Raw genomic sequence first — 22,522 nt, 5'->3', positions numbered from 1 at the left:
AGCGCGCATTGGCTGACGCATCGCGAGCAAGCCCGCTAACGCACGCTTTAGTCCGCAGCGGGCGCAGGCTGTATGGCCAACTGGTCGGCCAGGCGCACGAACGCTGCCAGGTCCAGTTGCTCGGGGCGCAGGCTGCCATCAACGCCGGCCGCCTGGATTTCGTCGTTGCTGAGCAGGTTCTTCAGCGTGTTGCGCAAGGTTTTGCGGCGCTGGTTGAACGCTTCACGTACCACGCGCTCCAGCAGCTTGTGATCTTTGGCCGGGTGCGGCAGCACAGCGTGTGGCACCAGGCGCACGATGGCCGAATCAACCTTCGGCGGCGGGTTAAACGCGCCGGGGCCGACGTTGAACAAGTGTTCCACGCGGCAGTGGTACTGAACCATGATCGACAGGCGACCCCAATCGCCGCCACCTGGGCCTGCGGCCAAGCGCTCAACCACCTCTTTTTGCAGCATGAAGTGCATGTCGCGGATGAGGCCTGCGTTGTTCAGCAGGTGAAAAATCAGCGGCGTAGAGATGTTGTACGGCAGGTTGCCGACCACTCGCAGGCTGTTGGGGGCTGCATCAAGGCTGGTGAAGTCGAACTTCAGTGCATCGCCCTGGTGCAAGTTGAAGTTGGGCATGCCGGCGAATTGCTGATTGAGGATCGGGATCAGGTCCTTGTCCAACTCAACTACGTCCAGCTGGCCACCGCTGTTCAGCAGGCCTTTGGTCAGTGCACCCTGGCCTGGGCCGATTTCCAGCAAGCGGTCGGAAGATTTGGCGTGGATGGAGCGCAGGATGCGGTCGATTACGCCAGCGTCGTGCAGGAAGTTTTGCCCGAAGCGCTTGCGCGCCCGGTGTTGGTAATGCTCGGTCATAGTCGGGTCTCGGCCATCTGATAGGCGGTTTCCAGGGCCACGTGCAGGCTGCCGGTATCGATCCTGCCGCTGCCTGCCAGGTCCAGGGCAGTGCCATGGTCGACGGAGGTGCGGATGATCGGCAGGCCCAGTGTCACGTTGACTGCGGCGCCGAAGCCTTTGTATTTCAGCACGGGCAGCCCCTGGTCATGGTACATCGCCAGCACTGCGTCGCAGTGCTCCAGATATTTGGGGGTAAACAGAGTGTCCGCTGGCAGTGGGCCGCGCAGGTCCATGCCTTCTTGGCGCAGACGCTCTAATGTCGGTTCAATGATGTCGATTTCTTCATGGCCCAAGTGGCCGCCTTCACCGGCATGCGGGTTGAGCCCACAGACCAGGATGCGTGGTTGGGCAATGCCGAATTTCTGTTGCAGGTCGGTGTACAGAATGCGAGTAACGCGTTCAATGCGCTCGGCGGTGATGGCATCGGCGATGTCACGCAGCGGCAGGTGCGTGGTGACCAAGGCCACGCGCAAGCCGCGTGTGGCCAGCATCATCACCACTTGGGCGGTGTGGGTCAGCTCTGCAAGGAACTCGGTATGGCCCGAAAAGGCGATGCCGGATTCATTGATCACACCCTTGTGCACGGGCGCGGTGATCATGCCGGCGAAGTCGCCGTCGAGGCAGCCTTGGCCGGCACGCGTCAGGGTTTCCAGCACAAATGCCGCATTGGCCTTGTTCAGCTGGCCGGCAACCACGTTGGCTTGCAGTGGGGTGTGCCACACATACAGGCTGCCCGCCGGTGCGGGCTGGTCGGGCCAGTTGCCTGGCGCCGCGTCCAGCAGCGTGACGGCCACGCCCAGTTGCGCGGCCCGCTCAAGGAGCAGGTCACGGCTGGTAATGGCAATCAGAGGGTGTGGCTGGGGTTGCGAGGCGAGCAGCAGGCAAAGGTCTGGACCAATGCCGGCCGGCTCGCCGGGTGTTACCGCGAAACGCTGTGGTTTCACTGAGTTGCCTGGTCGGTGCCTGTTTGTTCGGCGCCTGGCAGCTTGTTTTCTACATAGGCTTCGTCACGGATCTGACGCAACCAGGTTTGCAGCTCTTCGTCGTACTTGCGGTTACGCAAAACGGTCAGTGCTTGTTGCTCGCGGGCCTGGTTGGTGTTGTCGGTCGCGCGGCGACCCAGCACTTCCAGTACGTGCCAGCCATATTGAGTTTTGAACGGCTTGGACAGCACACCTTGCGGCGTTTTGGCCATGACGTCCTGGAACTCCGGTACCAGTGCTTTCGGGTCGATCCAGTTCAGGTCGCCGCCGTTAAGGGCCGAGCCCGGGTCTTCCGAGAAGCTCTTGGCCAGGGTGGCGAAGTCTTCACCCGCCTCTATGCGGTCATAGATCTTCTGGGCCAGTTCCCTGGTTTGCGCCTCGGTACGGATTTCGCTTGGTTTGACCAGAATGTGACGAACATGCACTTCGTCTCTCAGTGAGGTCTCGCCGCCGCGTTTTTCCAGCAACTTGAGGATAATAAAGCCGCCTGGCGTACGTGCTGGCTGGGTGATTTCACCCGGCTGCATGGCGCTCAGCTCACGGTCGAACGGAGGTGGCAATTGGGCAGCTTTACGCCAGCCCATATCACCGCCGTCCAGGGCGTTGTCGCTGCCCGATACGGCAATCGCGGTCTGCGCAAAATCAGCACCGGCTTTCAGGCGGTCATAAACGGCCTGAGTTTTTGCGGCGGCGGCATTGAGCTGCTCGGCGTTGGCGCTGTCCGGGGTCGGGATCAGAATGTTGGCCAGGTGCAGCTCTTCAGAGAGCTGCATCTTGCCAAGGTCGGAGGCCAGGAAGTTTTTGACTTCCTGCTCGGACACTTGAACCCGCTCGGCCACACGGCGCTGACGCACACGGCTGATGATCATTTCGCGGCGGATCTGGTCACGCGCGTCCTCATAGGACAAACCGTCGTGGGCCAGTGCAGCACGGAACTGGTCAATGCTCATGTTGTTGCGTTGAGCGATGGTGCCGACGGCCTGGTTCAGTTCTTCGTCCGAAATACGGATGCCGGAACGATCGCCGATCTGCAGTTGCAGGTTTTCGACGATCAGGCGTTCCAGCACCTGTGGGTCCAGGACGCTGGTAGGCGGTACGCCGCCGCCACGTTTGGCGATGGTTTGCTGAACTTCCTTGACCCGTTGGTCCAGTTGGCTCTGCATGATCACGTCGTTATCGACGATGGCCACTACCTTGTCCAGCTGTTGAACCGCAGCGTGTGCCGATGCGGTCCCCAGGAACAGCGCGCCCAGCACGAGTGGGCGCAAGCAATCAGAAAGCTTGATCTTCACGTTCACGATAACCTTGAATGCCTTTGTCGAGGAAGCTCTCTACCTTGGCGCCGGTCAGGCCGCCGAGTCCTTTAAGGACTACCTGGAAGAAGAGCCCGTGGTCACCCTTTTCGTTAAGCGGGGCGATCTGGCTGTATTCGTCGTTGGAAACCCAGTAACGGTTGATGACGCGCAGTTTCCAGCAGCAGTTGTCGTACTCGAAACCACCGAAGGCTTCCAGGGTACGGTTGCGGGCATAGTCATACTGCCAGCGGGAGATCAGGTTCCACTGCGGAATGATCGGCCACATCATCGAGAAGTCGTGTTGCTGGATTTTGTAGTAATCCTTCACGTAGTTCGCGGTATCCGATGGCACGCTGTAGTCACCACCAAACTGCCACTTGCCGGTCAGCTGGTTGTACACCACCTGGTCGTTGCGATAGCGGTAGCCGAGGTTGATGATCTTGTTCGGGTTGTCTTCCGGCTGGTAGTGGAACATCGCGCTGCCCGAACGTGGGCTGTGCTCTTCGGTGTCCCAGTTGTAGTCGGCCGTGGCGCGCCAGTCGCGGTTGAAGCGGAACTCGTATTCCAGGGCGATTGGCGACACGTCAGACTGTGCGTCGGCACGATCAGCCGCCAGGATGCCCGGCAGTTGAACCTCGCGGTTCTTGAAGTACACCGCCTGGCCCACGGAAACGCGCTGACGTTCAAAGCCGTTCTCTTCGATCCAGCGGCTGGTCAAGCCCAGGGACAGCTTGTTCTCGTCGCCGATCCGGTCGGTGCCGCTGAAGCGGTTATCGCGGAACAGCGAGGCGTAGCTGAACGAGTACTCACTGGTGTCGAATACCGGAATATCGCTTTGGTCCTTGTTAGGCACATAGAGATAGTAGGCACGTGGCTCCAGGGTCTGGCGATACTCTTTGCCGAACCAGTTGGTATTGCGGTCGAAGTACAGGCCGCTGTCGACGCTGGCGACTGGAATTGCGCGGTCCTGGGAGCTTTTGAACACCCCGCCTGCATAAGGAGAGGCACCCGGCTGCAGAGCAGCGGCTTGAGCGGCAATAATGTCGTTCTTGCCTTTGCTATCCAGGTCAAGATCGTACTTGGTATAGACGTACTTGAGCTTCGGCGTAATAAAACCGTAGGTCCAGTTCATCGGGTAATCGACGGCCGGGGCGGCGGTCAGGCGCGTACCGTTTGCACGCGTGAGGCCGGCGACGTTGGTGTCCAGACGCGGTGACGTAGCACCGTCTTCGTTAGTAAACGTGCCAGTTTCCAGGTCACGGTCAAAGCGAACAGCTTCCGTCTCATAGGTAAAGTTCAGCCCGCCCGGGTGGTAAGGCAGCGCACCGTTGAAGGTGATCTGCGGCAACCGGTCATAAGGCGTGATCTGGGAGATCGTCGACAGCTGGTAAGCCTGCAGGTTAACGCGGGCTTGATACGAGTCGCCCCGATACGTCACAGAACCTTGCTGGTTAAGGAAGTCGCGGTTTTGAACCCCTTCCTCGTAGGACTTCAGGTCCTGGAAGTAATAAGGATCGCTGATTTTGGTGTAATCGACCTGGGTCGATATCCGCGAGTCCAAGCCGCCACGGTGCTGCCAATTGAGCATGTAGCGGGTACTTTCGTAATCGCTCTGCTTGTTGCGCTCGTCGTTGTCGTCGTTCAGGTACGCACCGCCGAACTGGCCTTCGCTGGACTTGGTGAGGTAGCGGAATTCGCCTTCCATCATCATGCCGCGTTTGGTCATGTATTGCGGGTACAACGTGGCGTCGTAGTTCGGCGCCAGGTTGAAGTAGTAAGGCGTGACGAGTGTAAAGCCGCTTTCGCTGCCGGTGCTGAAGCTCGGCGGCAGGAAGCCGGATTGACGACGATCGTCGATCGGGAAATAGATGTACGGGGTGTACAGGATCGGAATGTTCTTGATCCGCAACGTCGCGTTGGTCGCCGTACCGAAACCGGTGGCGGGGTTCAACGTGATGTTGTTGCCGCGCAGTTGCCAGGCGTTGCTGTCTGGCTCGCACGTGGTGTACGTACCGTCTTTGAGACGGATGATCGCGTTTTCAGCACGTTTTGCGTACAGCGCGTTACCGCGGATACGCGACTTGTGCATCACGTATTCAGCGTTGTCGATCTGGGCCGCGCCGGTATCGAGCTGTACCTGGGCATGATCGCCGACGATCAGCGCACCGTTGTCGCGCAAGCGAACGTTGCCGTTCAGCTCGCCACGGTTCTCGGCCTGATACAGGCTCGCCTCTTCAGATTCCAGCTGCATGCTGCCCTGGCGCATGACGACGTCACCGGCCAGGGTCGCGACTTGCTGTTCCTGCTCGTAACGAGAGGCCTTGGCACCGATAAAGGTCGGCGCATCGCTCTTGTTGGTCTTGTCGTTCATGCCGGGACGCATCGGCTCGACGTACGCGCCGGAGCAATAAGGACCGGTTTCGGCCAACTGGGCGGCGGTCAGCTTCTCGCGAGGCACCCAGTCCAGGTGGCTATAGTCGGCGCTGCGCGAACGCAGGCCACGGCCCTTGGACTCGGTAACCAGAGCGGTCTTCGGTGCGGCGTCGGCGCTGCCACCAGCGTCGGCTTGCGCCGTGCTGTTGGCCGAGCTGACGGCTGCACCGTCATGCACCGGTCGCGGTGGCAATGGGGCTGCGGCGCTTTTCGGCGCACAATCCCAGGCACCCGAAGCAGAGACTGAGCAGTCATACTGTTCCGCGGCGACCACGAATGAGGTGGCGAAAGGTTGCATGGCCAGCAGACTGCCGGTTACCAGCAACGGAAATTTTCTACGAAACGCGGGGGATTTCAATGCCATCTTATTAGTCCGGGCTTCCTGCGTGCCATCTGCCCGCGGTGTGGGCCGCACGCCTCTCGATGGTCTGAAAAAGATGCGTGATAATAAAGCATGACCCGCTTGACGGCTAGCGCCGTCGGAGACCCTTGTAATGCCCGAGCAAGATCTACGTTTACAACAGCTGAAAGTCTGGCTGGATGAGCAGCTGCCGATCCTTTTCAACGCGCAAGGTTGGGGCTCCGTACCCCCGGCCACATTGACTGCGGCCAGCAGTGACGCGAGTTTCAGGCGTTACTTCCGGTGGGAGGGCGGTGGGCATGGTTTTGTCGTAATGGACGCACCGCCACCCCAGGAAAACTGCAAACCTTTCGTCGATATCGCTGATTTACTCGCGAAATCCGGCATAAACGTTCCAAAAATTTATGCAGAAGATTTGCCGCGCGGCTTTCTTTTGCTGAATGACCTGGGCACAAAAACCTATCTGGACGTAATTGACGACAAAAACGCCGATCAATTGTTTGCCGATGCCATCGACGCGTTGCTCGCGTTTCAGCAATTGCCGATGGACGCGCCGTTGCCCAGTTATGACGTCGCCTTGTTGCGCCGTGAGCTGGAATTGTTTCCGGAGTGGTACGTTAAAAGGCACTTGGGCATCACGTTCGACGCCCAGCAACACGCGCTCTGGCAGCGCGCCAGCGATCACTTGATCGACAGCGCCCTGGCCCAGCCAACAGTGCTGGTGCATCGCGACTATATGCCGCGCAACCTGATGATCAGCCAGCCGAACCCCGGCGTACTGGATTTTCAGGACGCGGTCTACGGCCCGGTTACTTATGACATCACGTGCCTGTTCAAGGACGCGTTCCTCAGTTGGCCCCACGCCCGCGTGCGTGAATGGCAGCGCGGTTACTGGCAGCGCGCCGGTGCGCTGGGCATTCCCGTGCAGGCAGACTTTGAAGAGTTCCTGCGGGCCAGCGACCTGATGGGCGTGCAGCGCCACCTCAAGGTAATCGGCATTTTTGCGCGCATCTGCCACCGTGACGGCAAGCCGCGCTACCTGGCGGATGTGCCGCGCTTCTTTGCTTATATAGAAGCGGTACTGGCAGACCGGCCTGAATTGGACGCGTTGGCTGAGTTACTGGCCAGTTTGCGCCAACCGGTCGAGGCCGGCCTATGAAGGCCATGATTTTGGCGGCCGGCAAAGGCGAGCGCATGCGCCCGCTGACGCTGCACACGCCCAAGCCGCTGGTGCAGGCGGGTGGCAAGCGGTTGATCGAATATCACCTGGAAGCACTGGCCAAGGCGGGGTTCACCGATATTGTGATCAACCATGCCTGGCTTGGGCAGCAGATCGAAAGCTACCTGGGCGACGGCGCGCAGTATGGCCTGCGCATCCAGTATTCAGCCGAAGGCGAGCCGCTGGAAACCGGCGGCGGGATCTTCCAGGCATTGCCGCTGTTGGGCGACGAACCCTTCCTGGTGGTCAACGGGGATATTTGGACGGACTACGATTTCACCCGGTTGCGCCAGCCTCTTCAGGGCCTGGCCCACTTGGTGATGGTGGATAACCCGGCGCATCACCCGTCAGGCGGTGATTTTTACCTCGATCAGCAGTTGCTTCATGATGCGGCGCCCGGTGCCGATAACCTGACCTTCAGTGGCATTTCAGTGCTCGACCCGCAGTTGTTCGCAGGTTGCAGCGCGGGCGCCTTCAAGCTGGCGCCGCTGTTGCGCGCGGCGATGGCGAAAGGTCTGGTAACGGGGGAGCACATGACGGGACGCTGGATTGATGTCGGCACGCTGGAGCGTCTGGCGCAGGTCGAAACCTTGCTGATTGCGGGGCAATAAAATGTTGTGGCCAGGGACGCTGATCGGCGCCGGGGCTGGCTATGCCATTGCCAGTATTCCGGGGGCCTTGTTGGGCGCATTGCTGGGGCAGGCGCTGGACCGCCGCCTGCAACTGCAGAGTTGGGCGCAGTTGCGCGAGCGCCTCGGCGGGCGCCCGGCGTTACGCAACGATGAATTGCTGTTCGTGCTGTTGGGGCGCCTGGCCAAAAGTAACGGGCGGGTGGTGGACGGGCATATTCAGCAGGCGCGGCAAGAAATGCGCTCGTTGGACATGAGCGAGTCAGCCCAGCGCCGGGCGATTAATGCGTTTAATCGCGGCAAGTCGGGTTCTGACGGCATGCGCACGTATCTGCGGGTGCTCAAGGCTCAGCCGCATGCTGCGGAAGGCGTTTTGCGTGCGTGTTGGCGGATGGCGTGGGCGGATGGCAGGGCGGATGAGGTGGAGCGCCGTTTGATCAACCTGTGGGGAAAGTGGCTCGGTTGGACGCCGCAGCAGTTGCAGGCGCTGGCGCTGGATTTCGCACCGGAGCGTAAACCGTTGGCTAATCGCGGTGGCGCGTATCAGGAGGCGTTGCGGGTGTTGGGTGTGACGGCGACGGCTGAGCCTGATGCGATCAAACGAGCTTATCGCCGACTGCTCAGCCGGCATCACCCGGACAAAATCGCCGGCAGTGGCGCTACGCCTGCTCAGGTGCGCGAGGCGACTGAGCGAACGCGCGAGTTGCACAATGCTTATGCGTTGATTCGCGAGCGCCGCGATTTTCGATAGGCTCGGATGATCGTCCCCACGCAGAGCGTGGGAACGATCAAACGCGCGCAACCCGACCCGAATCAGTCGGTGGCCGGCTGTGGGCTCAGCCACCCGCGAATTCGCCGGTACAACTGCTCTTGCTCAGCCGAGCTGTTACCGGGCAGTGTCTTCAGTGACACCTGTTTATACCCGTCATTCTTCGCACGCTTGGCCGCCTGAACACGTGCCAATGCATCCTTACGCTCTTGCGCGCCGTCTTGATAGAACACATCCGCCGTAGGCACTTTCAGCGTTGGCGCGAGTTTTTGCAGGTCTGGCTGCCGAGCCACCGGCGTCTTGCCGGCCACCATCACCAGCTTCTGCACCTGAGATGGCTGCTTCTCGCTCAGGTAACGCGCAGCCCACCAGGCGCCGGTGCCATGCCCGAGCAGCACTACGCTGCGCGCGCCTTGGGTCTGGGCAAAGGCAACGCCGGCGTCGATGCGGTCGAAAATCCGCTTGGCGTCGGTTTTGTCCTGTTCATCTGCGCCCGGCACCACCGCCGGGTCGGTGCCTTCGGCTTCGGCGCTGGCGGCTTGCTCGATGGGTTTGGCGGCCGTGCTGCCGTCTTTGCTGCTGGTGTCGACGGCTGCCTTGGGGGCTTCGATGACCCGTGGTGGCAGCGTGTCCATGTTCACATCCGGCAGCGACAGGCTGAGGGTGCCCCAGTTGGCGTCCGGTAATTTGTTGCGCAACGGCGCGATTGCTTGCGGCCAGTCAGCACTTTCGCCCGCGCCCGGCACGATAATCACCACGCCTTCGGCTTCTGCGCTGTTGGCCGGTTTCCACAGGGCCAGGAACGAATCACTGCCGGCCTGCAACTGTTGCTGCTGTTGCTGGGGAATTATGCGTTCAAGGGCGTTGGCCTCTTCCTTGCTGCGTTCGGGCAGGGCTTGGCGTTCCAGCGGTTTTTCTGCGGTGGAGGCGGGTTCGTCGGCGGCCTGAACAGAAAAGACGCTGGTAAATAGCAGCGACAGGCACAATGCTGGCAGTGCCGAGCGGTTTCGATAGGGCATTGTTAAATTCCGGCCAGAGGTGATTACAGCAGCCTAATAGGTTGGTCAGTATTTGTCAGTGATGTGAGACGTGGATCATGGGTTTTCGCTTCCTGCTGATTATAGGCTGTGTGCTTTTTGCGCTGATGGCGAGTGCCGCGCCAGCGCCCGCCGCCGCGCAGGCACAGCTCAATGCGCAGCAACGCGAGTGGTTGGCCGAGCACCCGCAACTGCGCGTGGGCGTGGTATTGCAGGCGCCGTACGCGCAATACGATCGGCGCTTGCAGCGCTTGTCCGGGGCCAATGTCGAGTTGATGCAGTGGCTGGCCAAAGCGCTGAATATCGAGCTGACGTGGCGCAACTTCCAAAGTCAGGAGCAATTGGAAGCCGCCGTGCGCGAGGGCGAGGTGGACATCGCCCCCGGCCTGCAGCAGACCCCGACCAGCTTGCGCCTGTGGTTATTTACCGACCCTTATATGCGCGTGCCCCAGCACATTGTGGGTATCCGCGAAGGCGGTGGCGCGGTGGAGCTGGAGAAACTCGATGAGGTTTCTCGCGTCGCCGTGCGCATGCCCAGCGTCGTGGCCGACTACTTGCGCAGCAATTATCCCAACCTGAACCTGCAAGGTGTGCCCATGGAACGCCAGGCCTTGCAATTGCTGGTCAGCCAGCAAGCGCGTTATGCCGTGGTGGATGAAGCGCAACTGAGCCGCTTGTCCGGCGAGGCGGAGTTCGCCGGGCTGGCGGTGGTGGGCGACATCGGCCTGCCGCAACTGCTGCGCGTGGCCACCCGGCGGGAATGGCCGCCATTGGCAAGCATCATGCAAAGCGCCTTGCGCGCTATACCCGCGCGCGACCTCGACCAGTTGCATAACCGCTGGCTGCAACCGCAGGCCCCCCGGTTGGCGGAGTCTGCGGCCGTGTGGAAAAACCTCAGCCTGCTGTTGGCGATGTTCCTGCTCGGCAGCCTCGCAGTGGTGGCTTGGCAGCGTCGCCAGCAACGTGGCCTGGAGCAAAGCTTGTTGGCGGCTCGGGAAGAAAGTGCAGCGCGCGCAGCCGGTGCCGAAGCCTTGCAGTTGACGCAGTTTTCCATCGATCAAAGTACGGTCGGCATCCTCTGGGTCAACTGGGACAGCCACGTGCGTTACGCCAACTTCGCCGCCGAAACCATGCTGGGTTACCGCCCGGGCGCGTTGATCGAGCGGCCGCTGATCGATGTTGACCCGGCGTTGAACATGGACCGCTGGCTTGACGTGTGGAAACGCGCGCGTGCCAGCGAGGAGGGCGCGCAAAACTTCGCCACCGATTGCGTGCGCGCCGACGGCAGCCGCCTGCCCGTCGATGTGTCGTTGAGCTTTCTGCGGTTTGCCGAGGCTGAATACCTGGTGGTCTACCTCAACGACGTCACCGAGCGTCGCCGCTACGTGGCCGCCCTGCTGCAAAGCGAGGCACAGTTGCGCGAGCTGTCCGCCCACCTCGAAACCGTGCGCGAAGAAGAAAAAGCGCGTATCGCCCGTGAAGTCCACGATGAACTTGGGCAGATGCTCACGGTGCTCAAGTTGGAAACCTCGATGTGCGAGCTGGCCTATGCGCAACTCGACCCCGGCTTGAACGAGCGCTTGAACAGCATGAAGCGCCTGATCGCCCAGTTGTTTCAACTGGTGCGCGACGTGGCGACCGCGTTGCGCCCGCCGATTCTGGACGCCGGCATCGCCTCGGCTATCGAATGGCAAGCCCGCCGCTTCGAAGCGCGCACGCAAATCCCTTGCCTGGTACAAGTCCCGGAGAACCTGCCAGCCTTGAGCGATGCCAAGGCGATCGGCCTGTTCCGTATCCTGCAGGAAGCGCTGACCAATGTGATGCGCCATGCCCAGGCGCATACTGTCGAGCTGAGTTTGGTGGTAGAGGGCGCCCACCTGCGGTTGACCATCAGCGACGACGGCGTTGGCTTCGTGCAGGCGCAAGGGCGCGCGGTGTCATTCGGCTTGGTCGGCATGCGCGAGCGCGTGCTGATCATGGGCGGGCAACTGAGCCTGGACAGCGAATTGGGCGAGGGCACCACCTTGAGTGTCACGGTGCCGCTGGATACATAACCCTAAGAGGAACGCCCTGTGATTCGCGTATTGGTAGCCGAAGACCACACCATTGTTCGTGAAGGCATCAAGCAATTGATCGGCCTGGCCAAAGACCTGCTGGTGGTCGGCGAGGCGAGTAATGGCGAGCAATTGCTCGAGACCTTGCGCCACGTGCCGTGCGAGGTGGTGTTGCTGGACATCTCGATGCCGGGCGTGAATGGCTTGGAAGCCATCGCGCGCATTCGTACATTGAACAACCCGCCGGCTATTTTGGTGTTGTCGATGCACGACGAGGCGCAAATGGCCGCGCGTGCGCTTAAAGTCGGTGCGGCAGGGTATGCCACCAAAGACAGCGACCCTGCGCTGTTGCTCACGGCGATTCGCAAGGTCGCCGCCGGCGGGCGTTATATCGACCCGGACCTGGCCGACCGGATGGTCTTTGAGGTCGGCCTGACCGATTCCCGACCCTTGCATTCGCTGCTGTCGGAACGTGAGTTTTCGGTGTTCGAGCGCCTGGCTCAAGGCGCCAACGTCAATGACATCGCCCAGCAACTGGCGCTGAGCAGCAAGACCATCAGCACCCACAAAGCGCGGCTGATGCAGAAGCTCAATATCACCTCGCTGGCCGAGTTGGTGAAGTACGCCATGGAACACAAACTGATCTGACCACCTGTCTATAAACGACACTGCGAAAACACCGCCAAGCCCGTTCTTGTGGCTTGCAGCTCGACCCTTGCGGCGGCACCGTTCCATCCCCGCCATCGGTGTAGGGCAATCCCTACCCAAAACCTTCCATCCGGCTGATGCAATTCTCTCCCAGCCCCCGATTTCCGGGGGCTCGCGGCTGGACTACGCTTGTGCCACAGCAGTCCAAAATACAAAGGTGCGGGTATGAGCGAGGTGGATTCAAATGATGTGCTGGTCAGCTTTCGTGGCGTGCAAAAGAGCTACGACGGCGAGAACCTGATCGTCAAAGACCTCAACCTGGAGATTCGCAAGGGCGAGTTCCTCACCCTGCTCGGGCCATCGGGTTCGGGCAAGACCACCAGCCTGATGATGCTCGCAGGTTTTGAAACCCCCACCGCCGGTGAAATCCTGCTGGCCGGGCGCTCCATCAACAACGTGCCACCGCACAAACGTGACATCGGCATGGTGTTTCAGAACTACGCCTTGTTCCCGCACATGACCGTCGCCGAGAACCTGGCCTTCCCGTTGTCGGTGCGCGGCTTGAGCAAGACCGACATCAGCGAGCGGGTCAAACGCGTGCTGAGCATGGTGCAGCTCGACGCCTTCGCCCAGCGCTACCCGGCGCAATTGTCCGGCGGCCAACAACAGCGGGTGGCGCTGGCGCGTGCGCTGGTGTTCGAACCGCAACTGGTGCTGATGGACGAACCCCTCGGCGCCCTCGACAAACAACTGCGCGAACACATGCAGATGGAGATCAAGCACCTGCACCAGCGCCTCGGCGTGACCGTGGTGTACGTGACCCACGATCAGGGCGAGGCCTTGACCATGTCTGACCGCGTGGCGGTGTTCCATCAGGGCGAGATCCAGCAAATCGCCGCGCCGCGCACGTTGTACGAAGAACCGAAAAACACCTTTGTTGCCAACTTTATCGGCGAAAACAATCGCCTCAGTGGGCGCCTGCACAGCCACACCGGCGAGCGCTGCGTGGTCGAGTTGGCGCGCGGCGAGAAGGTCGAGGCGCTGGCGGTGAATGTCGGCCAGCTCGGCGGCCCGGTGACCCTGTCGGTGCGCCCCGAGCGCGTCAGCCTCAATAGCGCCAGCGAAGCCTGCGTGAACCGTTTTTCCGGGCGCGTGGCGGAATTTATCTACTTGGGCGACCACGTGCGCGTGCGCCTGGAAGTCTGCGGCAAGGCCGATTTTTTTGTGAAACAACCGATTGCCGAGCTGGACCCAGCACTGGCGGTCGGCGACGTGGTACCGATTGGCTGGCAAGTCGAGCACGTGCGTGCACTCGACCCACTTCTAGAGGCGAATTAATCGCCCCCATGGCTTCACCACCCCTGCATCGGAGAGAACAACAATGTTGAGATCCCTTAAATATTCAGCCCTGGTTTTAGGCGTGATGGGCGCGGCACAGGCCATGGCAGGCCCGGACCTTACCGTCGTGTCGTTTGGTGGCGCGAACAAGGCGGCGCAGGTAAAGGCCTTCTACGCACCGTGGGAAAGCGCGGGCAACGGCAAGATCGTCGCCGGCGAGTACAACGGTGAAATGGCCAAGGTCAAGGCGATGGTCGACACCAAAAGCGTGTCCTGGGACTTGGTGGAAGTCGAGTCGCCGGAGCTGTCGCGTGGTTGCGACGAAGACATGTTCGAACCGCTGGACCCAAAACTGTTCGGTAACTCGGCTGACTACGTGAAAGGCGCTATCCAGCCGTGCGGCGTGGGCTTTTTCGTGTGGTCGACCGTGCTGGCCTACAACGCCGACAAGCTGAGCAGCGCGCCGACCAGTTGGGCGGATTTCTGGGACACCAAGAAATTCCCGGGCAAGCGCGGCCTGCGTAAAGGCGCCAAGTACACCTTGGAATTCGCCTTGATGGCTGACGGTGTGGCGCCCAAGGATGTGTACAAAGTGCTGGCCGGCAAAGACGGCCAGGACCGCGCATTCAAGAAGCTCGACGAACTCAAACCGTCGATCCAATGGTGGGAAGCCGGCGCACAACCGCCGCAATACCTCGCCTCGGGTGACGTAGTGATGAGCTCGGCCTATAACGGCCGGATCGCCGCCGTGCAAAAAGAAAGCAACCTGAAAGTGGTGTGGAACGGCGGCATCTACGACTTCGACGCGTGGGCCATTCCTAAAGGCCTGGCCAAGGACCGCGCTGAAGCCGCGAAGAAATTCATCGCGTTCACGGTGCAGCCGCAGCAGCAGAAGACCTACTCGGAAAACATCGCCTACGGCCCGGCCAACACCCAGGCCGTACCGTTGCTGGCCAAGGACATCCTCAAGGATATGCCGACCACGCCGGAAAACATCGCCAACCAGGTGCAGATCGACGTGAGCTTCTGGGCTGATAACGGCGAGCAACTTGAGCAGCGTTTCAATTCCTGGGCCGCCAAGTAACCAGCCACACCGCTAAACCCCTGTGGGAACCGGTAAGTGTGGGAGCGGGCTTGCTCGCGAATGCGGTGGGTCAGTCTCTTCATTTGTTGACTGTCACATCGCCTTCGCGAGCAAGCCCGCTCCCACACAAGCCCGCAGCCACATGAGATCCGCTGTGTTGGGCAGAGTGCTTTCATTTTCACGTTCCGGAGTTTGCCATGGTTATCGCCATTCCCAGCCCCACCCTCAAGCAGCGCCTGGCGCGTGCCGAGCGGCTTAATCGCTGGAAGGCCCAAGCCTTGATTGCGCCGCTGGTGCTGTTTTTGCTGCTGGTGTTTCTGGTGCCGATTGTAGCGCTGCTCTACAAAAGCGTCGGCAACCCGGAAGTGGTGGGCGGTTTGCCGCGCACCGTGGTGGCGGTCAAGACGTGGGATGGGCGCGGCCTGCCGGGTGAGCCGGTGTACCAGGCGCTGAGCGAAGACTTGGGCGAAGCGCGTAAAAACCAGACCTTGGGCGATCTGTCGAAACGTTTGAACATGGAATTGGCCGGCTATCGCAGCCTGCTGACCAAAACAGCGCGGGCGCTGCCGTTTGCCCAAGCGCCGGGCTCTTATAAAGAAGCGCTGGAAAGCCTTGATGAACGCTGGGGCGACCCGGCGTACTGGCAGGCTATCCGGCGTAACACCAGCAACCTTACGCCTTACTACTTGCTGGCGGCCGTCGATCACCGTATCGATGACCTTGGCGAAGTGGCCCCGGCCACCCCTGACCAAGCGATCTATCTGGACATCTTCGCGCGGACCTTCTGGATGGGCCTGGTAATCACGGCCATCTGCCTGTTGCTGGCCTATCCTCTCGCGTACCTGCTGGCCAACCTGCCGGCGCGCAAAAGTAACTTGCTGATGATTCTGGTGTTGCTGCCGTTCTGGACTTCGATTCTGGTGCGGGTGGCGGCGTGGATCGTGTTGCTGCAGTCGGGTGGCTTGATCAACAGCGCCCTGATGGGCATGGGCCTGATCGACAAGCCGCTGGAGTTGGTGTTCAACCGCACCGGGGTGTACATCTCAATGGTGCACATTTTGCTGCCGTTCATGATTCTGCCGATCTACAGCGTGATGAAAGGCATCTCGCCGACCTATATGCGCGCGGCGATTTCGCTGGGCTGCCACCCATTCGCCAGCTTCTGGCGCGTGTACTTCCCGCAAACCTACGCGGGTGTCGGCGCCGGTTGCCTGCTGGTGTTCATTTTGGCGATTGGTTACTACATCACCCCGGCGCTGCTGGGCAGCCCCAACGACCAGATGGTGAGCTACTTCGTGGCGTTTTACACCAACACCAGCATTAACTGGGGCATGGCCACCGCTTTGGGCGGCTTGCTGCTGCTGGCGACCGTGGTGCTGTACCTGATCTATAACCGGCTGGTGGGCGCCAGTCGCCTGCGCCTGAGCTGAGGAACCTTGCGATGCTGAGCCCTTATCTGTCACCGGTGGAACGCCTGTGGTTCTACAGCTTGCGGATTCTCTGCGGCTTGATCCTGCTGTTCCTGATATTGCCCGTGCTGGTGATCATCCCGTTGTCATTCAACAGCGGCAGTTTCCTTGTGTACCCGCTGCAAGGTTTCTCGCTGCATTGGTATGAGGATTTCTTCGGCTCGGCCGAATGGATGCGTGCGCTGAAGAACAGCATTATTGTGGCGCCAGCGGCCACGGTGCTGGCCATGGTGTTCGGCACCTTGGCGGCGATTGGCCTGACCCGTGGGAATTTTCGCGGTAAGGCGCTGGTGATGGCCCTGGTTATTTCGCCGATGGTGGTGCCGGTGGTGATCATCGGCGTGGCCAGTTACCTGTTCTTTGCGCCGTTGGGCCTGGGCAACAGCTTCTTCTCGCTGATCGTGGTGCATGCGGTGCTGGGCGTGCCGTTTGTGATCATCACCGTGTCGGCGACGTTGCAGGGCTTCAATCACAACCTGGTGCGGGCGGCGGCCAGTCTTGGCGCATCGCCATTGACTGCGTTTCGTCGGGTGACCTTGCCATTGATCGCGCCGGGCGTGATTTCCGGGGCGCTGTTTGCCTTTGCCACCTCGTTTGATGAGGTGGTGGTGACGCTGTTCCTCGCCGGCCCCGAGCAAGCGACCTTGCCGCGCCAGATGTTCAGCGGTATCCGCGAAAACCTCAGCCCGACGATTGCCGCCGCTGCGACCTTGCTGATCGCGTTTTCGGTACTGCTGTTGCTGACCCTGGAATGGCTGCGTGGGCGCAGCGAAAAACTGCGCACCGCCCAGGTCTAAAGCCCTGCAGAGGTCAACATGTGGGAAGGGGCTTGCTCCCGATGGCGGATTGCCGGCCGACTTATTTATCAACTGACAGAATGCTATCGGGAGCAAGCCCCCTCCCACAGTGGTTTTGTGTTGGCCCTGAAGTCACCATTACTGTTGCTGACCCACCGCCCAGGTCTAAAGCCCAGCAGCCATCAACATGTGGGAGGGGGCTTGCTCCCGATGGCGGAGTGCCAGCCGACTTATTTATCAACTGACAAAATGCTATCGGGAGCAAGCCCCCTCCCACAGTGGTTTTGTGTTGGGCCTGAGGTCACTATTACTGTTGCTGACCCACCGCCCAGGTCTAAAGCCCAGCAGCCATCAACATGTGGGAGGGGGCTTGCTCCCGATGGCGGATTGCCGGCCGACTTATTTATCAACTGACAAAATGCTATCGGGAGCAAGCCCCCTCCCACATTGGTTTTGTGTTGGGCCTGAGGTCACCATTACTGTTGCTAACCCACCGCTCAGGTCTGGAGCCTGGCAGAGGTCAATATGTGGGAGGGGGCTTGCTCCCGATGGCGGATTGCCGGCCGACTTATTTATCAACTGACAAAATGCTATCGGGAGCAAGCCCCCTCCCACAGTGGTTTTGTGTTGGGCCTGAGGTCACTATTACTGTTGCTGCCCCACCGCTCAGGTCTAAAGCCCGGCAGAGGTCAATATGTGGGAGGGGGCTTGCTCCCGATGGCGGAGTGTCAGCCGACTTATTTATCGACTGACAAAATGCTATCGGGAGCAAGCCCCCTCCCACAGTGGTTTTGTATGGGGCCTGAAGTCACCACTACTGTTGCTGACCCACCGCTCAGGTCTGGAGCCTGGCAGAGGTCAACATGTGGGAGGGGGCTTGCTCCCGATGGCGGATTGCCGGCCGACTTATTTATCAACTGACAAAATGCTATCGGGAGCAAGCCCCCTCCCAAAGTGGTTTTGTGTTGAGCCTGAGGTCACCATTACTGTGCTGCCCCACCGCTCAGGTCTGAAGCCCGGCAGAGGTCAACATGTGGGAGGGGGCTTGCTCCCGATGGCGGAGTGTCAGCGACTTATTTATCAACTGACAAAATGCTATCGGGAGCAAGCCCCCTCCCACTGGTTTTGTGCTGGCCGGGTAATGACCATTCAGCTGCTGAATGGAAGACAACGCTTTTCAGTCAGCTACTCTCAATGCCAGCCCATCTATTAATAAGAGGCCGCGCACATGAGTACTTCCTCATTCAAGATCGCCCACAAACTGCTGACCGGCGCGGGTGCCATTGAGCAATTGGCTGCCGAACTCACGCGCCTGGATGTAGATAACCCGCTGATCGTCACCGATGCCGCGCTGGTCAAATCCGGCACGGTTGCGCTGGCGCTGGCGCACTTGGGCGATCGCGCCTACGAGATTTTCGACCGCGTGCTGCCTGACCCGGAAATCGCCATCGTCGAAGACTGCATGCGCGTGTACCGCGAGGGCGGGCATGACGGCCTGATCGGCCTGGGCGGCGGCAGTGCTATCGACATTGCCAAGAGTGTCGCGGCCTATGCCGGTTACCACGGCGCACTGGCGGACTTGTTTGGCGTCGATCAAGTGCCGCGTAAAGGCCCGCCGCTGATCGCTATCCCGACCACTGCCGGTACAGGCTCGGAAGTGACCAATGTGGCGATCCTCTCCGACAAGGTCGCGCAGCTGAAAAAAGGCATCGTCAGCGACTACTTGCTGCCGGATGTGGCGCTGATCAGTCCACAAATGACCCTCACTTGCCCGCGCAGCGTTACCGCTGCCAGTGGCGTGGATGCGCTGGTGCACGCGATCGAATCTTACCTGTCGCTGAACGCCTCGCCGATCACCGACGCGCTGGCCATCGGCGCGGTCAAGCTGATCGCCAACGCGCTGCCCAAGGCCTACGCCAACCCGGCCAACCTGCAGGCGCGCGATGACATGGCCACCGCCAGCCTGATGGCCGGTATGGCGTTCGGCAATGCCGGCGTGGGCGCGGTGCATGCGTTGGCGTACCCGTTGGGCGGGCGCTTCAATATCGCCCACGGCGTGAGTAATGCCTTGTTGCTGCCCTACGTGATGCACTGGAACAAGCTGGCCTGTGTCGAGCGCATGCGCGACATTGCCCAAGCCATGGGCGTAAACGTAACGGGTTTGAGTGTTAACGATGCCGCCGACCAGGCCGTAGAGGCGATGACGCGACTCTGCGCCGCGGTCGAGATCCCGGCGGGCCTGCGCACCTTCGGGGTTCCCGAGGATGCTATCGCGGCCATGGCCACGGAAGCGGCGGGCATCGAGCGGCTGATGCGCAACAACCCGCGCAAGCTCAGCGCGGCGGATATCGAGAAAATCTACCGGGCAGCTTACTAGTCGTTGAGTCAGGTCACGGTGCGCAGGGCAAAGCATGAGGTATACAATGCGCGCCATCGTGATTTAGCTCAAAAAGGTGCGTCATGCAGCCCTTCGTTATCGCTCCATCGATTCTCTCCGCCGATTTCGCCCGCCTCGGTGAAGAAGTGGACAAGGTGTTGGCCGCCGGTGCCGACTTCGTGCACTTCGATGTCATGGACAACCACTACGTGCCCAACCTGACCATCGGCCCGATGGTTTGCGCGGCGCTGCGCAAGTACGGCATCACCGCGCCGATCGATGCGCACCTGATGGTCAGCCCGGTAGACCGCATCATCGGCGACTTCGTTGACGCCGGCGCGACCTACATCACCTTCCACCCGGAAGCCTCGCTGCACGTTGACCGCACCCTGCAACTGATCCGCGAAGGCGGCTGCAAGGCGGGCCTGGTATTTAACCCGGCCACGCCGCTGAGCGTGCTTGAGTACGTGATGGACAAGGTCGACATGGTCTTGCTGATGAGCGTCAACCCGGGTTTCGGCGGGCAGAAGTTCATCCCCGGCACCCTCGACAAGCTGCGCCAGGCGCGTGCGCTGATCGATGCCTCGGGGCGTGACATCCGCCTGGAAATCGACGGTGGGGTCAACGTCAATAACATCCGCGAAATCGCTGCTGCCGGTGCCGACACGTTCGTCGCGGGTTCGGCGATTTTCAATGCGCCGGACTACCAGCAAGTCATCGACACGATGCGAGCCGAACTGGCGCTGGCGCGTCCATGAGCGGCTTCGAGCAGTTGTTCCCCGGCAAACTGCCACGGCTGGTGATGTTCGATCTGGACGGTACGTTGATCGACTCGGTGCCAGACCTGGCCGCAGCCGTGGACGAGATGCTGCTCAAGCTGGGGCGCAAGCCGGCCGGGGTCGAGTCGGTACGCGACTGGGTCGGCAACGGCGTGCAGATGCTGGTGCGCCGCGCGTTGGCCAACCACATCAATGCCGAAGGGGTGGACGAGGTCGAGGCCGAGCACGCGCTGACGTTATTCAATGCGGCGTATGAAAGCAGCCACGAGCTGACGGTGGTGTACCCCGGCGTGCGCGACACCCTCAAGTGGCTGCACAAGCAAGGCGTGGAAATGGCCTTGATCACCAACAAGCCAGAGCGTTTTGTTGCGCCGCTGTTGGACCAGATGAAAATTGGCCGGTATTTTCGCTGGATCATCGGTGGCGATACCTTGCCGCAGAAGAAGCCCGACCCGGCGGCGCTGTTTTTCGTGATGAAAATGGCCAATATTCCGGCCTCACAGTCGTTGTTTGTCGGTGATTCGCGCAGCGATGTACTCGCCGCAAAAGCTGCGGGCGTGCAGTGTGTGGCGCTGAGCTACGGCTATAACCATGGCCGGCCGATTGCCGAAGAATCGCCGGCACTGGTGATTGATGATCTGCGGTTGTTAATCCCCGGTTGCTTGGGAGCGGGCGCTGAGATAACGTTGCCCGATACCGACTCAACCCCTTCTGGAAATCCCATCGTGGTGGTCACTCGCAAACTCTGGATGAAAGTCATCAAGGCCCTGGCCCGCTGGCGTTGGCGCGCCTGACCGAGCCTGGCCGCGCTGCGGCACGTTTGCACACCTGACCGTTTGACCCTCAAGCCACGAGGCACCCCATGATCCGCGAAGAATTCCTGCGTTTGGCCGATGCCGGCTACAACCGTATTCCCTTGGCCTGCGAAACCCTGGCCGACTTCGATACGCCGCTGTCGATCTACCTGAAGCTGGCCGATGCGCCCAATTCCTACTTGTTGGAGTCGGTGCAGGGCGGCGAAAAATGGGGCCGTTACTCGATCATCGGGCTGCCGTGCCGCACCGTACTGCGCGTGCATGACCACCATGTGAGCATCACGCATGACGGCGTCGAGATCGAAAGCCTTGATGTAGAAGACCCGTTGGCCTTTGTCGAAGCATTCAAGGCGCGCTACAACGTGCCGACCATTGCTGGCCTGCCGCGTTTCAACGGCGGGCTGGTCGGTTACTTCGGCTACGACTGCGTGCGCTACGTCGAAAAACGCTTGGGCAAATGCCCGAACCCGGACCCTCTGGGCGTGCCGGATATTCTGCTGATGGTGTCTGATGCGGTGGTGGTGTTCGACAACCTCGCCGGCAAGATGCACGCGATTGTGCTCGCCGACCCGTCCCAGGCGGACGCCTTCGAGCAAGGCCTGGCCAGCCTCGAAGCGCTGATGGAAAAACTGCGTCAGCCGATCACTCCGCGTCGCGGCCTGGACCTCAGCCGTCCACCGGCCGCCGACCCGGTGTTTCGCTCCAGTTTTACCCAGGCTGACTACGAGCGCGCAGTCGATACGATCAAGGACTACATCCTGGCCGGTGACTGCATGCAAGTGGTGCCGTCGCAACGCATGTCCATCGATTTCAAGGCCGCGCCGATTGACCTGTACCGCGCGCTGCGTTGCTTCAACCCGACGCCGTACATGTTCTTCTTCAATTTTGGCGACTTCCACGTCGTCGGCAGTTCGCCGGAAGTGCTGGTGCGCGTCGAAGACAACTTGATCACCGTGCGCCCGATCGCCGGTACTCGCCCGCGTGGCGCGACCGAAGAGGCCGATTTGGCGCTGGAAAAAGACCTGCTGAGCGACGCCAAGGAAATCGCCGAGCACTTGATGCTGATCGACCTGGGCCGCAACGATACCGGGCGCGTCTCGGAAATCGGCTCGGTGAAGCTCACCGATAAGATGGTTATCGAGCGTTACTCCAACGTGATGCACATCGTGTCCAACGTCACTGGCGAGCTGAAAGCCGGGTTGACCGCAATGGATGCACTGCGGGCGATTCTGCCGGCGGGCACCTTGTCGGGCGCGCCTAAAATTCGCGCGATGGAAATTATCGACGAACTGGAGCCGGTCAAGCGTGGCGTCTACGGCGGCGCCGTGGGTTACTTTGCCTGGAACGGCAATATGGACACTGCGATTGCGATCCGTACCGCCGTCATCAAGAACGGCGAGTTGCATGTGCAGGCGGGCGGCGGAATTGTTGCCGACTCGGTGCCGGCCCTCGAATGGGAAGAAACTCTGAACAAACGCCGCGCGATGTTCCGTGCGGTGGCGTTGGCTGAGCAAACCCCGCAAGACTGAAGCC

General features: G+C 60.8%; 18 protein-coding genes. 13 read left to right on the top strand and 5 right to left on the bottom strand.

Annotation, left to right across the window (positions count from 1 at the left end; genetic code table 11):
- Positions 1-47 precede the first annotated feature (47 nt).
- From rsmA to AO240_RS00190, 4 genes are read right to left on the bottom strand one after another with little or no spacing between them, the layout of a single operon-like run.
- Positions 48-860: a 16S rRNA (adenine(1518)-N(6)/adenine(1519)-N(6))-dimethyltransferase RsmA gene (gene rsmA / locus AO240_RS00205; RefSeq protein WP_058415266.1), complete on the bottom strand. Its 813-nt coding sequence runs from the start codon at positions 858-860 to the stop codon at positions 48-50.
- A complete protein-coding gene (pdxA, locus tag AO240_RS00200; RefSeq protein ID WP_099234703.1) occupies positions 857-1,846 on the bottom strand; it encodes a 4-hydroxythreonine-4-phosphate dehydrogenase PdxA in 990 nt (329 codons plus the stop codon). The genes rsmA and pdxA overlap by 4 nt, the downstream gene beginning before the upstream one ends.
- A complete protein-coding gene (locus AO240_RS00195) occupies positions 1,843-3,177 on the bottom strand; it encodes a peptidylprolyl isomerase (RefSeq protein WP_099234702.1) in 1,335 nt (444 codons plus the stop codon). Before AO240_RS00195 ends, pdxA begins: the two co-directional genes overlap by 4 nt.
- The gene (locus AO240_RS00190) at positions 3,158-5,977 is read right to left on the bottom strand and encodes an LPS-assembly protein LptD (RefSeq protein ID WP_099234701.1); all 2,820 of its coding nucleotides are present in this window, start codon (positions 5,975-5,977) and stop codon (positions 3,158-3,160) included. The genes AO240_RS00195 and AO240_RS00190 overlap by 20 nt, the downstream gene beginning before the upstream one ends.
- Before the next feature lie 130 nt (positions 5,978-6,107).
- Between AO240_RS00190 and AO240_RS00185 the strand changes: the two genes are divergently transcribed.
- From AO240_RS00185 to AO240_RS00175, 3 genes are read left to right on the top strand one after another with little or no spacing between them, the layout of a single operon-like run.
- A complete protein-coding gene (locus AO240_RS00185; protein ID WP_099234700.1) occupies positions 6,108-7,133 on the top strand; it encodes an aminoglycoside phosphotransferase family protein in 1,026 nt (341 codons plus the stop codon).
- Positions 7,130-7,804: an N-acetylmuramate alpha-1-phosphate uridylyltransferase MurU gene (gene murU, locus AO240_RS00180; protein ID WP_099234699.1), complete on the top strand. Its 675-nt coding sequence runs from the start codon at positions 7,130-7,132 to the stop codon at positions 7,802-7,804. The genes AO240_RS00185 and murU overlap by 4 nt, the downstream gene beginning before the upstream one ends.
- 1 nt (position 7,805) lies before the next feature.
- On the top strand, positions 7,806-8,573 hold the full coding sequence (locus AO240_RS00175) for a TerB family tellurite resistance protein (RefSeq protein WP_099234698.1): 768 nt from the start codon (positions 7,806-7,808) through the stop codon (positions 8,571-8,573).
- A 62-nt stretch (positions 8,574-8,635) separates the two neighbouring features.
- Here the strand turns inward: AO240_RS00175 and AO240_RS00170 are convergent, their stop codons facing one another.
- A complete protein-coding gene (locus AO240_RS00170; RefSeq protein WP_099234697.1) occupies positions 8,636-9,610 on the bottom strand; it encodes an alpha/beta hydrolase family protein in 975 nt (324 codons plus the stop codon).
- A 77-nt stretch (positions 9,611-9,687) separates the two neighbouring features.
- On the opposite strand from AO240_RS00170, the gene AO240_RS00165 reads away from it, so the two are divergent.
- From AO240_RS00165 to trpE, 10 genes are all read left to right on the top strand, one after another.
- Positions 9,688-11,682 carry a histidine kinase gene (locus AO240_RS00165; RefSeq protein WP_099234696.1) on the top strand — a complete coding sequence of 665 codons (1,995 nt, stop codon included), beginning with the start codon at positions 9,688-9,690 and terminating at the stop codon, positions 11,680-11,682.
- 18 nt (positions 11,683-11,700) lie between these two features.
- Complete coding sequence (locus AO240_RS00160) at positions 11,701-12,330, top strand: response regulator transcription factor (protein ID WP_099234695.1); 630 nt, start codon at positions 11,701-11,703, stop codon at positions 12,328-12,330.
- 225 nt (positions 12,331-12,555) lie between these two features.
- Positions 12,556-13,668: an ABC transporter ATP-binding protein gene (locus AO240_RS00155; RefSeq protein WP_099234694.1), complete on the top strand. Its 1,113-nt coding sequence runs from the start codon at positions 12,556-12,558 to the stop codon at positions 13,666-13,668.
- 43 nt (positions 13,669-13,711) lie between these two features.
- Positions 13,712-14,752, top strand: coding sequence for an ABC transporter substrate-binding protein (locus AO240_RS00150; RefSeq protein WP_099234693.1), 1,041 nt, complete (start codon positions 13,712-13,714; stop codon positions 14,750-14,752).
- A 197-nt stretch (positions 14,753-14,949) separates the two neighbouring features.
- Complete coding sequence (locus AO240_RS00145; RefSeq protein WP_099234692.1) at positions 14,950-16,182, top strand: ABC transporter permease; 1,233 nt, start codon at positions 14,950-14,952, stop codon at positions 16,180-16,182.
- An 11-nt stretch (positions 16,183-16,193) separates the two neighbouring features.
- On the top strand, positions 16,194-17,018 hold the full coding sequence (locus AO240_RS00140) for an ABC transporter permease (protein WP_099234691.1): 825 nt from the start codon (positions 16,194-16,196) through the stop codon (positions 17,016-17,018).
- Between the two features lie 1,228 nt (positions 17,019-18,246).
- Complete coding sequence (locus tag AO240_RS00135) at positions 18,247-19,395, top strand: iron-containing alcohol dehydrogenase (RefSeq protein WP_099234690.1); 1,149 nt, start codon at positions 18,247-18,249, stop codon at positions 19,393-19,395.
- Positions 19,396-19,478: 83 nt separating this feature from the next.
- Positions 19,479-20,153, top strand: a complete 675-nt coding sequence (rpe, locus tag AO240_RS00130) for a ribulose-phosphate 3-epimerase (protein WP_099234689.1) — start codon at positions 19,479-19,481, stop codon at positions 20,151-20,153.
- Positions 20,150-20,968: a phosphoglycolate phosphatase gene (locus AO240_RS00125; protein WP_099234688.1), complete on the top strand. Its 819-nt coding sequence runs from the start codon at positions 20,150-20,152 to the stop codon at positions 20,966-20,968. The genes rpe and AO240_RS00125 overlap by 4 nt, the downstream gene beginning before the upstream one ends.
- 68 nt (positions 20,969-21,036) lie before the next feature.
- Entirely contained in the window at positions 21,037-22,518 is a 1,482-nt protein-coding gene (gene trpE, locus AO240_RS00120; protein ID WP_099234687.1) for an anthranilate synthase component I, read from the top strand.
- Positions 22,519-22,522 lie beyond the last annotated feature (4 nt).

The sequence above is a fragment of the Pseudomonas sp. ICMP 460 genome, from assembly GCF_002723595.1.
Taxonomy (GTDB): domain Bacteria; phylum Pseudomonadota; class Gammaproteobacteria; order Pseudomonadales; family Pseudomonadaceae; genus Aquipseudomonas; species Aquipseudomonas kitaguniensis.
Note: the sequence above shows the minus strand (reverse complement) of the source record. Positions and strands in the feature narration are given on the sequence as shown.

Excerpts from the sequence above, each read along its gene's own strand:
- rsmA (WP_058415266.1), bottom strand. The coding sequence starts at position 860 with ATGACCGAGCATTACCAACACCGGGCGCGCAAGCGCTTCGGGCAAAAC.
- AO240_RS00190 (WP_099234701.1), bottom strand. The coding sequence starts at position 5,977 with ATGGCATTGAAATCCCCCGCGTTTCGTAGAAAATTTCCGTTGCTGGTA.
- AO240_RS00185 (WP_099234700.1), top strand. The coding sequence starts at position 6,108 with ATGCCCGAGCAAGATCTACGTTTACAACAGCTGAAAGTCTGGCTGGAT.
- murU (WP_099234699.1), top strand. The coding sequence starts at position 7,130 with ATGAAGGCCATGATTTTGGCGGCCGGCAAAGGCGAGCGCATGCGCCCG.
- AO240_RS00175 (WP_099234698.1), top strand. The coding sequence starts at position 7,806 with ATGTTGTGGCCAGGGACGCTGATCGGCGCCGGGGCTGGCTATGCCATT.
- AO240_RS00170 (WP_099234697.1), bottom strand. The coding sequence starts at position 9,610 with ATGCCCTATCGAAACCGCTCGGCACTGCCAGCATTGTGCCTGTCGCTG.
- AO240_RS00165 (WP_099234696.1), top strand. The coding sequence starts at position 9,688 with ATGGGTTTTCGCTTCCTGCTGATTATAGGCTGTGTGCTTTTTGCGCTG.
- AO240_RS00155 (WP_099234694.1), top strand. The coding sequence starts at position 12,556 with ATGAGCGAGGTGGATTCAAATGATGTGCTGGTCAGCTTTCGTGGCGTG.
- AO240_RS00150 (WP_099234693.1), top strand. The coding sequence starts at position 13,712 with ATGTTGAGATCCCTTAAATATTCAGCCCTGGTTTTAGGCGTGATGGGC.
- AO240_RS00145 (WP_099234692.1), top strand. The coding sequence starts at position 14,950 with ATGGTTATCGCCATTCCCAGCCCCACCCTCAAGCAGCGCCTGGCGCGT.
- AO240_RS00140 (WP_099234691.1), top strand. The coding sequence starts at position 16,194 with ATGCTGAGCCCTTATCTGTCACCGGTGGAACGCCTGTGGTTCTACAGC.
- AO240_RS00135 (WP_099234690.1), top strand. The coding sequence starts at position 18,247 with ATGAGTACTTCCTCATTCAAGATCGCCCACAAACTGCTGACCGGCGCG.
- rpe (WP_099234689.1), top strand. The coding sequence starts at position 19,479 with ATGCAGCCCTTCGTTATCGCTCCATCGATTCTCTCCGCCGATTTCGCC.
- AO240_RS00125 (WP_099234688.1), top strand. The coding sequence starts at position 20,150 with ATGAGCGGCTTCGAGCAGTTGTTCCCCGGCAAACTGCCACGGCTGGTG.
- trpE (WP_099234687.1), top strand. The coding sequence starts at position 21,037 with ATGATCCGCGAAGAATTCCTGCGTTTGGCCGATGCCGGCTACAACCGT.